This window comes from Limimaricola litoreus (assembly GCF_024159025.1).
GTDB lineage: Bacteria > Pseudomonadota > Alphaproteobacteria > Rhodobacterales > Rhodobacteraceae > Limimaricola > Limimaricola litoreus.
Window position 1 is genome coordinate 14,366 of the sequence record NZ_JAMYXC010000044.1, and the last position, 14,229, is coordinate 28,594.

General features: G+C 67.3%; 16 protein-coding genes. 7 read left to right on the forward strand and 9 right to left on the reverse strand.

Annotation, left to right across the window (positions count from 1 at the left end; all coding sequences use genetic code 11):
- The first annotated feature begins 22 nt into the window (after positions 1-22).
- Entirely contained in the window at positions 23-1,321 is a 1,299-nt protein-coding gene (hslU, locus tag NHG85_RS03485; protein WP_253329855.1) for an ATP-dependent protease ATPase subunit HslU, read from the forward strand.
- On the opposite strand, the gene NHG85_RS03490 is transcribed toward hslU, so the two are convergent.
- Positions 1,318-2,106: a metallophosphoesterase family protein gene (locus tag NHG85_RS03490; protein ID WP_253329857.1), complete on the reverse strand. Its 789-nt coding sequence runs from the start codon at positions 2,104-2,106 to the stop codon at positions 1,318-1,320. The two genes, hslU and NHG85_RS03490, sit on opposite strands and share 4 nt — an antisense overlap.
- Positions 2,103-3,059, reverse strand: coding sequence for a diacylglycerol/lipid kinase family protein (locus NHG85_RS03495; RefSeq protein WP_253329859.1), 957 nt, complete (start codon positions 3,057-3,059; stop codon positions 2,103-2,105). The genes NHG85_RS03490 and NHG85_RS03495 overlap by 4 nt, the downstream gene beginning before the upstream one ends.
- Before the next feature lie 118 nt (positions 3,060-3,177).
- On the opposite strand from NHG85_RS03495, the gene NHG85_RS03500 reads away from it, so the two are divergent.
- Positions 3,178-4,425, forward strand: coding sequence for an MFS transporter (locus tag NHG85_RS03500; protein WP_253329860.1), 1,248 nt, complete (start codon positions 3,178-3,180; stop codon positions 4,423-4,425).
- On the opposite strand, the gene NHG85_RS03505 is transcribed toward NHG85_RS03500, so the two are convergent.
- Genes NHG85_RS03505 through NHG85_RS03515 form a run of 3 tightly spaced genes read right to left on the reverse strand, consistent with a single transcriptional unit; the run spans position 4,422 to position 6,705 of the window.
- On the reverse strand, positions 4,422-5,018 hold the full coding sequence (locus NHG85_RS03505; RefSeq protein WP_253329862.1) for a Smr/MutS family protein: 597 nt from the start codon (positions 5,016-5,018) through the stop codon (positions 4,422-4,424). The genes NHG85_RS03500 and NHG85_RS03505 overlap by 4 nt on opposite strands.
- The gene (gene mltA / locus NHG85_RS03510; RefSeq protein WP_253329864.1) at positions 5,018-6,049 is read right to left on the reverse strand and encodes a murein transglycosylase A; all 1,032 of its coding nucleotides are present in this window, start codon (positions 6,047-6,049) and stop codon (positions 5,018-5,020) included. The genes NHG85_RS03505 and mltA overlap by 1 nt, the downstream gene beginning before the upstream one ends.
- Positions 6,046-6,705: a Tim44/TimA family putative adaptor protein gene (locus NHG85_RS03515; protein ID WP_253329866.1), complete on the reverse strand. Its 660-nt coding sequence runs from the start codon at positions 6,703-6,705 to the stop codon at positions 6,046-6,048. The genes mltA and NHG85_RS03515 overlap by 4 nt, the downstream gene beginning before the upstream one ends.
- A 141-nt stretch (positions 6,706-6,846) precedes the next feature.
- On the opposite strand from NHG85_RS03515, the gene NHG85_RS03520 reads away from it, so the two are divergent.
- Positions 6,847-7,347, forward strand: coding sequence for an FxsA family protein (locus NHG85_RS03520; RefSeq protein WP_253329868.1), 501 nt, complete (start codon positions 6,847-6,849; stop codon positions 7,345-7,347).
- Positions 7,348-7,400: 53 nt separating this feature from the next.
- Positions 7,401-7,946, forward strand: coding sequence for a protein-export chaperone SecB (gene secB, locus NHG85_RS03525; protein WP_253329870.1), 546 nt, complete (start codon positions 7,401-7,403; stop codon positions 7,944-7,946).
- Positions 7,947-7,949: 3 nt separating this feature from the next.
- Here secB and dnaQ read toward each other — a convergent pair whose 3' ends face one another.
- Genes dnaQ through NHG85_RS03545 form a run of 4 tightly spaced genes read right to left on the reverse strand, consistent with a single transcriptional unit; the run spans position 7,950 to position 10,648 of the window.
- Positions 7,950-8,639 (reverse strand): DNA polymerase III subunit epsilon, encoded by a 690-nt coding sequence (gene dnaQ, locus NHG85_RS03530; protein WP_253329872.1) that lies wholly within the window; start codon positions 8,637-8,639, stop codon positions 7,950-7,952.
- On the reverse strand, positions 8,632-9,225 hold the full coding sequence (gene coaE / locus NHG85_RS03535) for a dephospho-CoA kinase (protein WP_253329873.1): 594 nt from the start codon (positions 9,223-9,225) through the stop codon (positions 8,632-8,634). Before coaE ends, dnaQ begins: the two co-directional genes overlap by 8 nt.
- Entirely contained in the window at positions 9,222-10,052 is an 831-nt protein-coding gene (locus NHG85_RS03540) for a shikimate dehydrogenase (RefSeq protein WP_253329875.1), read from the reverse strand. Before NHG85_RS03540 ends, coaE begins: the two co-directional genes overlap by 4 nt.
- Positions 10,049-10,648 carry a Maf family protein gene (locus NHG85_RS03545; RefSeq protein WP_253329876.1) on the reverse strand — a complete coding sequence of 200 codons (600 nt, stop codon included), beginning with the start codon at positions 10,646-10,648 and terminating at the stop codon, positions 10,049-10,051. Before NHG85_RS03545 ends, NHG85_RS03540 begins: the two co-directional genes overlap by 4 nt.
- Positions 10,649-11,065: 417 nt before the next feature.
- Here NHG85_RS03545 and hemJ point away from each other — a divergent pair, with 417 nt between their 5' ends.
- From hemJ to mnmE, 3 genes are all read left to right on the forward strand, one after another.
- Positions 11,066-11,515 carry a protoporphyrinogen oxidase HemJ gene (gene hemJ, locus NHG85_RS03550; RefSeq protein WP_253329877.1) on the forward strand — a complete coding sequence of 150 codons (450 nt, stop codon included), beginning with the start codon at positions 11,066-11,068 and terminating at the stop codon, positions 11,513-11,515.
- Positions 11,516-11,647: 132 nt separating this feature from the next.
- Positions 11,648-12,922: a transcription termination factor Rho gene (gene rho / locus NHG85_RS03555; RefSeq protein ID WP_253329880.1), complete on the forward strand. Its 1,275-nt coding sequence runs from the start codon at positions 11,648-11,650 to the stop codon at positions 12,920-12,922.
- Between the two features lie 20 nt (positions 12,923-12,942).
- Complete coding sequence (gene mnmE, locus NHG85_RS03560; protein ID WP_253329905.1) at positions 12,943-14,223, forward strand: tRNA uridine-5-carboxymethylaminomethyl(34) synthesis GTPase MnmE; 1,281 nt, start codon at positions 12,943-12,945, stop codon at positions 14,221-14,223.
- Positions 14,224-14,229: the final 6 nt, after the last annotated feature.

Here is a 14,229-nt window from a genome sequence, read left to right on the forward strand (position 1 = left end):
CCCCCCACAGAAGGACCCTCCCATGAGCGACCTGACCCCCCGCGAGATCGTCTCCGAACTCGATCGTTTCATCATCGGCCAGAAGGAGGCCAAGCGCGCCGTCGCCGTCGCCCTGCGCTCGCGCTGGCGGCGCAAGCAGCTCGGCGCGGATCTGCGCGACGAGGTGTATCCCAAGAACATCCTGATGATCGGCCCCACCGGCGTCGGCAAGACCGAGATCTCGCGCCGCCTCGCCAAGCTGGCGCAGGCGCCCTTTCTCAAGGTCGAGGCGACGAAATTCACCGAAGTCGGCTATGTCGGCCGCGACGTGGAGCAGATCATCCGCGATCTGGTGGAGGCCGCGATCTTCCAGACCCGCGAGCAGATGCGCGAGGATGTGAAATCCAAGGCGCACGAGGCCGCCGAGAACCGCGTCATCAGCGCCATCGCCGGCACGGATGCGCGCGACCAGACGCGCGAGATGTTCCGCCGCAAGCTGAAGTCGGGCGAGCTCGACGGCACGATGATCGAGATCGAGGTGACCGACAGCTCCAACCCGATGCAGGGCATGGACATCCCCGGCCAGCCCGGCGGCATGATGAATCTGGGCGATCTCTTCGGCAAGGCGATGGGCGGCCGCAAGGTCAAGAAGCGGGTGACGGTGGCCGAGAGCTACGAGCTTCTGATCGCCGACGAGGCCGACAAGCTTCTCGACGACGAGACGGTGACCAAGGCCGCGGTCGAGAACGTCGAGCAGAACGGCATCGTGTTTCTCGACGAGATTGACAAGGTCTGCGCCAAGGCGGATGCGCGCGGCGCGGATGTGAGCCGCGAGGGCGTGCAGCGCGACCTGCTGCCGCTGATCGAGGGCACGACCGTGACCACCAAGCACGGCCCGATCCGCACCGACCACATCCTGTTCATCGCGAGCGGCGCCTTCCACGTGGCCAAGCCCTCGGATCTGCTGCCCGAGCTTCAGGGCCGACTGCCGATCCGGGTCGAGTTGCGCGCGCTCACCGAGGAGGATTTCGTCCGCATCCTGACCGAGACCGACAATGCCCTGACACGGCAGTACACGGCTCTGATGGGCACCGAAGAGGTGACGGTCACCTTTACCGAAGGCGGCATCGCGGCGCTGGCGCGGATCGCGGCGGAGGTGAACCGCTCGGTCGAGAACATCGGCGCGCGCAGGCTCTATACCGTGCTGGAACGGGTGTTCGAGGAGCTGAGCTTCACCGCGCCCGACCGGGCGGGCGAGACGATCACCGTCGACGAGGCCTTCGTCGAAGAGCACCTGGGCGAGCTGTCGCGGTCGACCGACCTGTCGCGCTACGTGCTCTAGACCTCGCGCCAGACCCCCTTCGTCTTGGCGAAGCGCGCGGTCTGGATGATTCCGAAGCGGGGCCGGTCCTCGGCCCCGTATCGCTCCACCTTGATCGCGTCGGGCGCGATATGCAGCAGGTTGAAGTTGTTGGTCTCCTCGCGCAGCCGCGACGACAGCCCCGTGCCCGCCTGCACCAGAAGCACGCCCGGCGCCGCGGTGAGCGGGGCCACGGCGGCATTGTGCAGATGGCCCGAGAGCACCACATCGGCGCCGCAGCGCCCCAGGCAGGCGACGGCGGCGCGCGCCCCGCGCATCAGCCGCTTTTCCGTGCCCGGATCGTGTTCGAGCGGGTGGTGCATCATCGCCAGATGGGTCCGCCCGTCCTGCACCTCCGAAAACGCGTCGCAGATCCGCCTGATGGTGCGCCGGCTGATCTTGCCCGACTGCCAGGCAAAGCGGTTGACCGTGTTGACCCCGACCAGCGCCACCTCCTCGTCGGCATATTCCGGCTCCAGATCCTCGCTGATGATCTCCCGGTAGCGGTGGAACGGCTTAACGAAGCGCAGCCAGGGATTGTCGATCGGCGTGTCGTGATTGCCGGGCACGGTGAAGACTGGCGGCGTCAGCCGCGAGATGAAGCTGGCGGCCTGGGCGAACTGGCTTTCGCGGGCGCGCTGGGTCAGATCACCGGAAAAGGCCACGAGATCGGGCGCGAGCCCGTTGATCGTCTCGATCAACGGCTCCAGCAGATCCTCGCGGGTGCGGCCGAAATGCAGGTCCGAGATATGCAGCACGCGCCTCATGCCGCGCGCCCGTCCGGCCGGGCCGTTTCATTCGTCTCTTCCGGCACGATCACCTCGAAGGCATCGCGGATCATCTCAAACTCCAGCGGTCCACGCATGGTGAACTTCTCGCCGTCGCAGGCGACGAGCTGCTGGGGGCGCTTGAGATGGATCGTCAGCCTGTCGGCGCAGATCAGCTCGAAATCCTCGCCCAGCCGCATCTGCCGCACGGCGAGACGCAGCGCGTCGGACAAGAGCCCCACCCGCCCCTCGTTGGGCGCGACGAAGACCGAGAACTTGCCCCCGCGGATGCAATCGGCGCCCTGCAGCCCGAAATGTTCGAGCTGGAAGGCCGAGCGCGCCGCGAAGACCAGCGGCGTGCGGAAGCGCCGGCGCTGCCCTTCGATCTCGATCTCGACCTTGAGCGGACGCCGGAACCGCCAGAAGGTCTTGAGCACCGACCAATGCGCGGCGATGCGGCGGCGGCCCCAGCGGCGATAGACGGTTTCGCGCTCCTTGAGGATGGCGGGATAGACACCGATGCTGGCGTTGTTGAGGAAAAGCTGTCCGTTCACCGCGCCAAGGTCGATCGACCGGCGATGCCCGGCGGCGATGACGCGCGCCGCGCCCTCGGGGTCCTCGGGAATTCCACAGCCGCGGGCGAAGAAATTGAAGGTGCCCAAGGGCAGCACGCCCAGCGCGCAGTCCGACCCCCTGAGCGCCGAGGCCACGGCCATGATCGTGCCGTCGCCCCCTGCCGCCACCACGGTGCCGACGCCTTCGCCGACCGCGGCCTGTGCCGCCCCGGCGATGTCGCGGCCCTTGACGTGTCTGAGCTCGGCCTGAGGCCCGAGCACCTTCATCGCCTTGTCGATGGCCTCGGCTTCGCGGCTGTTGCGGCCCGAGTGATCGTTGCAGATCACACGGATCCCGGCCCGGTCCGGGGTGGGTCGGGCAGCGATCGGGTCGGACATGTCCGGTGGACTCCTTGCAAGGTTCGTCCCACAAACGCCTGGACTCGGGGAAGGTTTCGAATGGTACCGGCTTCGCCCGACCTCCCCGGCCGATCCCGGAACCTCGAAAGGCCCCCGCATGAGCTTCCTGCGTTTCCTGCGCGACAACGCGCCCTTCCTCGCCGCCGGCGCGCTGCTGAGCTTCGGCTCCTCCTTTGGCCAGACCTTCTTCATCTCGGTCTTCGCGGGCGAGATCCGCGCCGAGTTCGGGCTGGGCCACGGCGCCTGGGGCGGGATCTACACGCTGGGCACGACGCTTTCGGCGCTGGTGATGATCTGGGCGGGCGGGCTGACCGACCGGTTTCGCGCGCGCCGCCTCGGCCCGGCGGCGATGGCGCTTCTGGGACTGGGCTGCCTTGCCATGGCGGCCCTGCCGGGGGGCTGGGGCTGGGCGCTGGTGCCGGTGATCTTCGTGCTGCGATTCGCCGGTCAGGGGATGATGATCCATATCTCGGTCGTGGCCATGGCGCGCTGGTTCGCCGCCGGACGGGGCAAGGCGCTCTCGGTCGCCTCCATGGGCGTGGCGCTGGGTCAGGCGGTGCTGCCGGTGCTCTTCGTGGCCGGGCTGGGGCTGATGGACTGGCGGCTTTTGTGGGTCGCGGCGGCGGTGCTGTCGTTCCTCGCCATGCCGCCGGCGCTGGCGCTGCTGCGACAGGAACGGACGCCCCAGAGCATCGCGCGGGAGAGCCAGTCGTCCGGCATGGGCGGACGCCACTGGACCCGCAACGCGGCGGTGACGCATTGGCTGTTCTGGCTGATCGTCCCGGCGCTGCTCGGCCCGCCGGCCTGGGGGACGGCGCTGTTCTTCCAGCAGGTGCATCTGTCCGAGGTGAAACCCTGGAGCCTCGGGCAATGGGTGGCCTTGATGCCGCTCTTCACCGCGCTGACCATCGGCGCCAACTTCGCCACCGGCGCAGCACTCGACCGGTTCGGCACGGCGCGGCTGATGCCGTTTCTCATGCTGCCCTGGACGCTGGCCTTCCTCGTGCTCTCACAGGCCGACGGGCTCGGGATGGCGGCGCTGGGTCTTGCGGTGCTCGGGATCGGCACCGGTGCGCAGGCGGTGCTGCCCGGCGCCTTCTGGGCCGAGTTCTACGGCACGCGCCACATCGGCGCGGTCAAGTCGGCGGCGGCGGCGGTGATGGTCTTCGGCTCGGCGGTGGGACCGGGGGTGAGCGGGCTGCTGATCGACCACGGCGTCGATTTCCCCGGTCAGATGCTGGGCATCGCGGCCTATCTCGGCCTCGCGGGGCTGCTGGCGGCCTTCGGCGTGCGTCGCGCGGCGCGGCTCTTGCCCCGGGCGCAGGCGCTGGCCCGCGCTGCCTAGCGCGCGCGGCGCAGATAGACGTAATAGGCGCCTTCGCCGCCATGGCGGATATGGGCCGGGGTGATCTGCAGCACCGCCTGCCGAAGCGGCGACAGGCCGAGCCATTGCGGCACCTGGTGCCGCAACACCCCGTGGCGCACCGGCATCGGCGCCTCGTAGTCCTTTTCACGGCCCTTGCCGGTGATCACCAGCACCAGCCGGCGGCCCATCGCCTGGCTCGACAGGATGAAGGCCACGAGCTCGGGATGCGCCTCGGACATGGTCATGCCGTGCAGGTCGAGCCGGGCCTCGGGCTTGAGCTTGCCACGGGTCATCCGCCCATGCGCCTTGGCGTCCATCGCCACCGGAGCGGCGCGCAGCCGGTCGCGCAGCCTCGGCAACAGGTCATCCTTGCGCGCTGCATCGGCCTTCTGCCCGACCCTGAACCGGGGCAGCGGGTCGAAATGCTCCGGCGCGGCGGGCTTGGCAGGCTTGGGCTCGGGTTTGGAGTCGGGCGCGGGCGCGCGCGGCTTGTGCATCGGTGCGGCCTGGCGCGCGACGCTGTCCCACAGCGCCCGCTCTTCGGGCGACAGGTGCCGGGGCCTGCGCGCCATCAGGCCGGATCGGCCAAGGTCTGCGGCAGCATGTCGAGCGCGCGCTGAATCGGCAGCAGCATCACCATCCGCCCGGTGTCGCGGGTCCGGCCCGCGCGCTTGCCCGCGAGCCTGCCGGTGCCGAAGAAGATGTCGGCGCGCTGGGCGCCCTTGATCGCCGATCCGGTGTCCTGCGCCATCATCAGGCGGCGAAACCGGTCCTCGCCCTCGGTCTCGATCCAGACCGGCGCGCCGAGCGGCACGAACGAGGGGTCCACCGCGATCGTGCGCAGCGGCGTGATCGAGCGGTTCATCGCGCCCAGCGGCCCGCGCTCGGGCGGCACCTCGTTCACCTCGCGAAAGAACACGTAAGAGCGGTTGGTCCAGAGCAGCTCGCGCCCGTCGACCGGGTTGCGCCTGACCCATGAGCGGATCACGTCGGCCGAGACCTGATGCGGCTCGTAGATGCCGCGCGCCACCAGCTCCTGCCCGATCGAGGAATAGGGCTGGCGGTTGGCCGCGCCGTAACCGAGCCGGATCACCTGTCCCGAGGGCAGGCGCACCCGGCCCGAACCCTGGATCTGCAAGAAGAACAGCTCGACCGGATCGACATAGGCGATCTCCAGCCCGCGCCCCCTGAGCGCGCCGCCCTGCTCGATCTCCTGCCGGGTGAGCCATGGCCCTTCGGAGGGCAGATCCTCGGGCACGCGGTAGACCGGGGCGACATGACGGCCGTCGGGCACCTCGGAGCCGCGCAGCTCGGGCTCGTAATAGCCGGTGAAGAGCGCCTCGGCCCCGTCCTCGACCATCACCGGCAGAAAGAACAGCTCGAAGAAGCTCTTCGCATCCTCGGTCTCGCCCGCCATGCCGCACAGCGCCTGCCAGTCGCGGTCGCGCAGGTCGCGGCAGGTTTCGAGAAAGGCCTCCAGCGCGGCGGCGTGGTCATCGGCGGCCCAGCCGTCGAGCTGCTGGAAATCCAGGAGCTTCGGGCTTGCCGCCGCGCCGAGCGGCAGCCCGAGGGCCAACGCCAGTGCCGCCGCGCGCCGGATCATTCCCCGGTCGCCACCAGTTTCCAATTGGGATCGTCGGTGCCCATCACCCGGCCAAAGGTCCAGACGTCACGCTGGCGCTTGATCTCGCTGGTCGAGCCCTCGACGATCTCGCCCGCGGCGTTGCGCACCACATAGGTCAGCTCGCCGGTGAAGCGCACGGCAATCTCGCCCTCGCGGGTATCGGCATCGAAGCTCGCGTCGCGCACCGCGACCTCGCCCAGCCCGACGAATGTCGCCTCGACCTTGAGCCCCTCACGCTCGCGCGCGGCGACCACCTCGGCAAAGGCCTCGTGGACATCGTCGGAGAGAAACGGCTTCACGCTTTCGAGATCGCCGTTCTCGAAGGCCATGAGAATCATCTCGTAGGCGCCGCGGGCCCCTTGCAGGAACTCGCTCAGGTTGAACGACGAATCCGCGGCCTTCATCGCGTAGAGCGCCTTGGCGGTGTCGCTGCCCTCGGGCACGTGATCGGTGATGTCGCGGTCGGGACCGCCCTCGATCACCTCGAACTCGGGACGCGAGCGCCGCTTTTCGGTCTGCGCGGGCAGACTCGGCTTCTCGAATCCCTCGCGTGTGCCCAGCACCCCGCGTAGCCGCAGGATCAGGAAGATCGCGATGCCTGCGAGCACCAGAAGCTGGATGATGGGAGAGTTCATTCGGAGCCTCATGTCAGCACGGGCCTCGCACCGGACCCATGTCGCACCTATGTAAGCCACGCGAACCTTCAAGTCCACCGACCCCCCGGCGCGGATCGTCGCGGGGCAGGGGGACGCTCACAGACCTTCGGGAGACCGCCCATGTGGCTCTTCATCGCCTTCCTCGCCGTGCCGCTGATCGAGATCGGCCTGTTCATCCAGATCGGCGGGCTGATCGGGCTCTGGCCGACGCTGCTGATCGTGGTTCTGACCGCCATCGCGGGCACCGCGCTGGTGCGCGGGCAGGGGCTTCAGGCGATCGCCCGGCTCAAGCGGTCGATGGCCGAGCTGTCGGACCCCTCGCGCGCGCTGGCCGACGGCGCGATGATCCTGTTTGCCGGCGCGCTGTTGCTGACACCGGGCTTTTTCACCGATGCCTGCGGCTTCGCGTTGCTGATCCCGGCGGTGCGCGGGCGGGTGTTCCGGCTTCTCAAGGACAAGGTGAAGGTGGCGAGCTTCGAGATGGGCCAGCCGCCGCATGGCGCCTCTCAGGGGTATCCGGGCCGCCATCAGCGTCCGCGCGACACGGTGATCGACGGCGATTACCAGGAGCTGGGCGAAGGCCCCGCGCCGACGCACCCTTCGGGTTGGACCCGGCATTGAGGGGGCGCGCGGGGGCTGATAGATAAGGCCCAACTGACACCGGAGGATCCCAGATGACCGACACGCCCGACGCCCCCGCCAGCCCGCAGCCCGAAGGCCAGGCGCAACAGCAGCCCAAGGTGACGCAGCGCATCGTCGCGCAATACATCCGCGACATGTCCTTCGAGAACGCGCTGGCGCAGAAGGGCCTCTCCGGCGATCTGCAGCCCGAGGTCTCGGTTCAGGTCAACCTCGACGCGCGCAAGCGCGGGCAGGAGGGCCAGTACGAGGTGATCACCAAGCTCAACATCACCTCGAAGGCCAAGGACTCGGGCGAGCCGCTGTTCATCTTCGAGATCGAATATGCCGGCGTGTTCCAGATCTCCGGCGTGCCGGACGAGCAGCTGCACCCCTACCTGCTGATCGAATGCCCGCGCATGACCTTTCCCTACCTGCGCCGGATCGTCTCGGATGTGACCCGCGACGGCGGCTTCCCGCCGCTGAACCTCGAGCAGATCGACTTCCTGCAGCTCTATCGCAACGAGCTTCAGCGCCGCGCGCAGCAGCAGCAGGCCCAGAAGGCCGCCGAAGCCGAGCAGGGCCCCTCGGGCACCGCCTGAGGCCTAGCCGAACCTTTTCCAAAGCGCGTCGTCGCCCAATTTGCCGATGAACTCGGCATGGGTGGCGGCCTCTTCCTCGGTGATTCGGGGCGGCAGGGGCGCCGGCCGCGGACGCGGGCGCCATTCGGCCTGCGTGGTATCGGTGCCGCCGCCCTGCGCGACACCCAGCGCGAAATCGGGCTGCCGGCCGCCGATCAGCTCCAGATAGACCTCTGCCAGGATCTCGCTGTCGAGAAGCGCGCCGTGCAACGTGCGCGCGCCGTTGTCGATGCCGAACCGGCGGCACAGCGCGTCGAGCGAGGCGGGCGAGCCGGGAAACCGCTTGCGCGCGATGGCCAGCGTGTCGAGCGCGCGGTCCATCGGAATCTTCGGCTTGTTGACCCAGCCCAGCTCGGCGTTGAGAAATTTCATGTCGAAGGCGGCGTTGTGGATCACCAGCCGCGCCTCGCCGATGAAATCGAGAAACTCCTGCGCGATGGCCGCGAATTTCGGCTTGTCTCGCAGGAAGTCATCGCCCAGCCCGTGCACCTCGAAGGCGCCCTTGGGCATGGAGCGTTCCGGATTGATGTATTGGTGGTAGGTGCGGCCCGTGGGCATGTGACCTTGCAGCTCGACCGCGCCGATCTCGACGATGCGGTCGCCCTCGGCAGGCTCGAAGCCGGTGGTTTCGGTGTCGAGTACGATCTCACGCATCGCGCAGCTGCCTCCTGATCCGGTCGATCACATCTCGCACGCCCGCGCGGGCCGCGTCGAGTGTCACCGTCTCGATCAGGTAATCGGCAAGGCCGCGTTTCTCAACATCCGGCATCTGCCGTGCGAGAATGGCATCGAGCTGCGCGCGGGTCATGCCGGGGCGCGCGAGCACGCGTATGGCCTGCACCTCGGGCGGCGCGCTGACCACCACCACCGCGTCCATTTGTGCCTCGCCGCCGGTCTCGTAGAGCAGCGGGATATCGAGCACGGTGATGTCGGCGGACTGCGCGGCGATGAAATCCTCGCGGTCGGTCTGCACCAACGGATGCACGATGGCTTCGATGCGGGGCAGGGCCGTCGGATCGGCGGCGATGATCCGCTTGAGCGCATCGCGCGAGACCGCATTATCGAGGATTGCCTCGGGGAAGGCTGCGCGCATCGGCTCCACCGCGGCACCGCCCGGCCCGTAGAGCCGGTGCACGGCGGCATCGGCGTCCCAGACCGGCAGGCCCTCATCGGCGAACATCGCGGCGGTGGTCGATTTGCCCATGCCGATGGAGCCGGTGAGGCCGAGCCGGAAGGTCATGCCAGCACCGTCCTGCGCAGCGCCTCCGTCACCTGTGGCGTGGCGCCGAACCAGCGCTCGAAGCCCGGCACCGCCTGGTGCAGCAGCATGCCCAGCCCGTCCACCGTGCGGCAACCGCGCGCGCGCGCGGCGATGAGCATCGGCGTGTCGAGCGGCGTATAGACCAGATCCGTCGCCAGCGCCGAGACGGGCAGGGTGGAAAGATCGAGATCGAAGGGATCGGCTCCCGCCATGCCGAGCGAGGTGGTGTTGACGAGGGTCGCCGCGCTATCCAGCACCGGGGCCGTCTCGGCCCAGTCGATGACGCGGATCTTCGGCCCGAAGGCTTCGGCCAGCGCCTCGGCCCGGGCGCGGGTGCGGTTGGCGAGCCGGATCTCGGGCACACCTGCCTCGATCAGCGCATCGAGCACCGCGCGCGCGGCTCCGCCCGCGCCCAGCACCACCGCCGGACCGGCGCTGGCCGACCAATCGGGCGCGTTCTGGCGCAGATTGGCGATGAAGCCATGACCGTCGGTGTTGTCGGCGTGGATGCCATCCTCGCGGAAGGTCAGCGTGTTGGCCGCACCGATGCGCTTGGCGCGGTCGCTGACATGATCGGCGATCTGCAATGCGGCGAGCTTGTGCGGCAGTGTCACATTGGCGCCGCGAAACCCCATGCGGGGCAGGGTGCGCACGACCTCGTCGAAGTCCTTTGGCTCCACGTGAAGCGGGACGTAGTGCCCTTCGATCTTCAGCTCCGAAAGCCAATGCGCGAAAAGCCGCGGCGAGCGGGAATGGGCGATGGGGGCGCCGAGAACCCCCGCCAGCGGAATGCGATGCGCGCTCATCTGTCGAGATCTCCCCTCAGCACCAGCCAGTTGATCAGCTCGACCAATGGCAGGCCGAGCACGGTGAAATAATCGCCCATGATCCGCACGAAGAGGCGCACGCCCTCTTCCTCGAGCTTGTAGCCGCCGACCGCGTGGCGGATGGATGTCCAGTTGCGCTCGACATAGTCGCGAAGGTAAGGCTCGGAGCATTTCGCCATGTCGAGCCGGACCACGCCGACATGGCGCCAGACCGGTTCGCCATCGAGGCAGACCACCGCGGCCGAAAGAAGCTGATGCGTGCGGCCCGACAGGCGGGTGAGTTGCTCGACCGCCTCCTCGGGGGTTTCGGGCTTGGACAAGACCTCACCGCCGAGGTTGAGCACCTGATCGCAGCCGAGCACCAGCGCGCCGGGACGACGGGCCGAGACCTTGAGCGCCTTCATCTCGGCGAGCTTGTCGGCCAGATCGCGCGGCGGCGCGCCCTCGGCCAGAAGTGCTGCCTTGAGCGCGGCTTCGTCAATGCGCGCCTTTTCGATCTCGAAAGGGATTGCGGCCCCCTTCAGCAGGCTGGCGCGGATCTCGGATCCGGAGGCGAGGACGAGGTTTTCGGTCATGGCGGCCTGTGGACGACTCTAGGGAGGAATCGGGATCGAATCATGAGCACGACTCGGTGGAGAGTTGTGACCGGTGTCGCGACTCGGGACAAGCGGGGTGAGTCGCCGGTGCGACTCAGCGAGTTATCCACGGGGGACGAGAACAACGCGCAGCTTGGGGCCGATTGTGGGCAAAAGCGTGAGTCAAGCTGGCGACTCGGGGCATTCCGATGGCAAGGCGGAAATTTTTATATTTTGGATACAATAAGTTAAACAATGTAGCCGAGTCGTTCTGACTCCGTCGAGGAGTCGATCATCCTGTGGACGACTCTGAGGATAGGTGTTCAAACCCCGCTTATCCACCTCCCTACTACTCTCATCATCTTTTCTTTTATCCTTATTCATTTGAGAAGGAGCCGGTCTGAGAAGGGGACCAAAATGACCGATCTGCTGGCTGCCGCCTATCCGTGGATAAAGACGGGGCACATCCTGTCCTTCGTGGCGTGGATGGCCGGGATGTTCTACCTGCCGCGGCTCTTCGTCTATCACGCGGAGCGGGCCGAGAAGGGGTCCGAGCTCGATGAAACCTTTCAGGTCATGGAAACGAAGCTGCTGAAGCTGATCATGGGCCCGGCGATGATCTCGACCTGGGTCTTCGGTCTGCTGCTGATCTCCACCGGCGTCGTCGACTGGTCCCAGCCCTGGCCCTGGATCAAGGCGGTGGCGGTTCTGGCGATGACGGGGATGCATGGCTGGCTGTCGAAGCGCCGCCGTGAATTCGCGGCCGGCACCAACAGCCGTACGGGGCGGCAGTATCGCATCGCCAACGAGGTGCCGACGCTGCTTTTGCTGGTGATCGTGGTGGCGGTGGTGGTGCGTCCGTTCTGAGCGCTCTCGCAAAGCAACATTGACGCGCGACTTATCCACGCCTAAGACTTCTCCCCGCTTGCCCGTCCGGGCGAAGCGATTCCATTTTCACGACTGACAAGAGCGGCCCGAGGGCCGCCGCAGGATCGTTGCATGTCCCAGGACCGCCTGAACCTCGCCGATCTGAAGGCGCAAAGCCCGAAGGATCTTCTCTCCCTGGCCGAAGAGCTGGAGATCGAGAACGCCTCGACCATGCGCAAGGGCGACATGATGTTCGCCATCCTCAAGGAGCGGGCCGAGGAAGACTGGGTCATCGGCGGCGACGGCGTGCTCGAGGTGCTGCAGGACGGCTTCGGCTTCCTGCGCAGCCCCGAGGCGAACTATCTGCCCGGCCCCGACGACATCTATGTCTCGCCCGACATGATCCGCCAGTTCTCCCTGCGCACCGGCGACACGGTCGAAGGCGTGATCCAGGAGCCCAACGAGAACGAGCGCTACTTCGCGCTGGTCAGCGTCGAGAAGATCAACTTCGAGGCGCCCGAGCGGGCCCGGCACAAGGTTGCCTTCGACAACCTGACGCCGCTCTATCCCGATGAGCGGCTGAAGATGGAGGTCGAGGAAGAGGCGGCGACCAAGGACCGCTCCGCGCGGATCATCGATCTCGTCTCGCCGATCGGCAAGGGCCAGCGCTCGCTCATCGTGGCGCCGCCGCGCACCGGCAAGACGGTGCTGTTGCAGAACATCGCCCATTCGATCGAGAAGAATCACCCCGAGTGCTATCTCATCGTGCTGCTGATCGACGAGCGGCCCGAGGAGGTCACCGACATGCAACGTTCGGTGAAGGGCGAGGTCGTCTCTTCGACCTTCGACGAACCCGCGACGCGCCACGTGGCCGTCTCCGAGATGGTGATCGAAAAGGCCAAGCGGCTCGTCGAGCACAAGCGCGACGTGGTGATCCTGCTCGATTCGATCACCCGCTTGGGCCGCGCCTTCAACACCACCGTGCCGTCCTCGGGCAAGGTGCTTACGGGGGGCGTCGACGCCAATGCGCTGCAGCGGCCCAAGCGGTTCTTCGGCGCGGCGCGCAACATCGAGGAGGGCGGTTCGCTCACCATCATCGCGACCGCGCTGATCGACACCGGCAGCCGGATGGACGAGGTGATCTTCGAGGAATTCAAGGGCACGGGCAACTCCGAGATCGTGCTCGACCGCAAGGTCGCTGACAAGCGCGTCTTCCCGGCGATGGACATCCTCAAGTCCGGCACCCGCAAGGAAGAGCTGCTGGTCGAGAAGATCGACCTGCAGAAGACCTATGTCCTGCGCCGCATTCTCAACCCGATGGGCACCACGGATGCGATCGAGTTCCTGATCTCGAAGCTGAAGCAGACCAAGACCAACTCGGACTTCTTCGATTCGATGAACACCTGACGCGGAGCGCGGCGATGGATGTGGACAACATCTACGCCCTGGCGACCGCGCGGGGCCGGGCAGGGGTGGCCGTGGTCCGGATTTCGGGCCCGGCGGCGCATGGCGTGGCCGAACGCATGGCCGGGCCCTTGCCCCGCCACGGACGGGGCCTGCGGCGGCTTCGCTCGGCGGGCGGCGAGGTGCTCGATGAGGCGCTGGTCCTGACCTTCGAGAAGGGGCGCAGCTTTACTGGTGCACCGGTCGTCGAGCTTCATCTGCATGGCAGCCGGGCCGTGATCAACGCCGTCCTGCACGAGCTTTCGCAGCAGCCGGAACTGCGGCTGGCACAGCCGGGCGAGTTTACCCGTCAGGCGCTGGAAAACGGCCGATTGGATCTGTCGCAGGTCGAAGGTCTGGCCGATCTCGTCGATGCGGAGACCGAAGCGCAGCGGCGTCAGGCGATGCGCGTCATGTCCGGTGGGTTGGGGCAGAAGGCCGATCTGTGGAAGCGGGACCTCCTGCGCGCGATGGCGCTGTTGGAAGCCACGATCGATTTTGCCGATGAGGATGTCCCTGTCGATGTCACGCCTGAGGTTCTTGAAATCCTTGCACGGTGCGAGGACGCCATGCGCGCGGAGATGCAGGGCGTGGGGGCCGCGGAACGCATCAGGGATGGGTTCGAGGTGGCGATCATCGGCGCGCCCAACATGGGAAAATCGACGCTTTTGAACCACCTGGCTGGCCGAGAGGCCGCGATTATATCGGATATTCCGGGCACGACCCGCGATGTCATCGAGGTTCGCATGGATCTTCGGGGCTTGCCGGTCACCTTGCTGGACACCGCCGGGCTGCGGGAGGCCGGAGACGAGGTCGAGGCGATCGGCATCGCGCGCGCCAGACAGCGTGCCGAGACCGCCGATATCCGTGTGCATCTGGTGACGGCTGACGATTTCGTCACCCGAGCTGATCGCCCGGACGACCTCGTGCGCGTGGGACGCGCGGATCGGGAGCCCTCCGGGTATCCCGGGGTGTCCGGCCTGACCGGTTTCGGCGTTCCAGAATTGCTCGACGAGATTGCGGGCCGGCTCGAGAAGCGAAGCGAGGGAGCCGGGGTCGCGATTCGGGAGCGGCATCGCGAGGCGCTGATGTCCGGAATCGCCGCGCTGCAGGATTGTCGCGCAACGGCGGAATCCACTGATATGCTCGATCTTGCCGCCGAGGATCTTCGAGTCGCCGTGCGTACGCTTGACAGTCTGGTGGGGCGAGTCGATGTGGAGGATGTGCTCGGTGAAATTTTCTCGAGCTTCTGCATCGGAAAATAGGGGTTG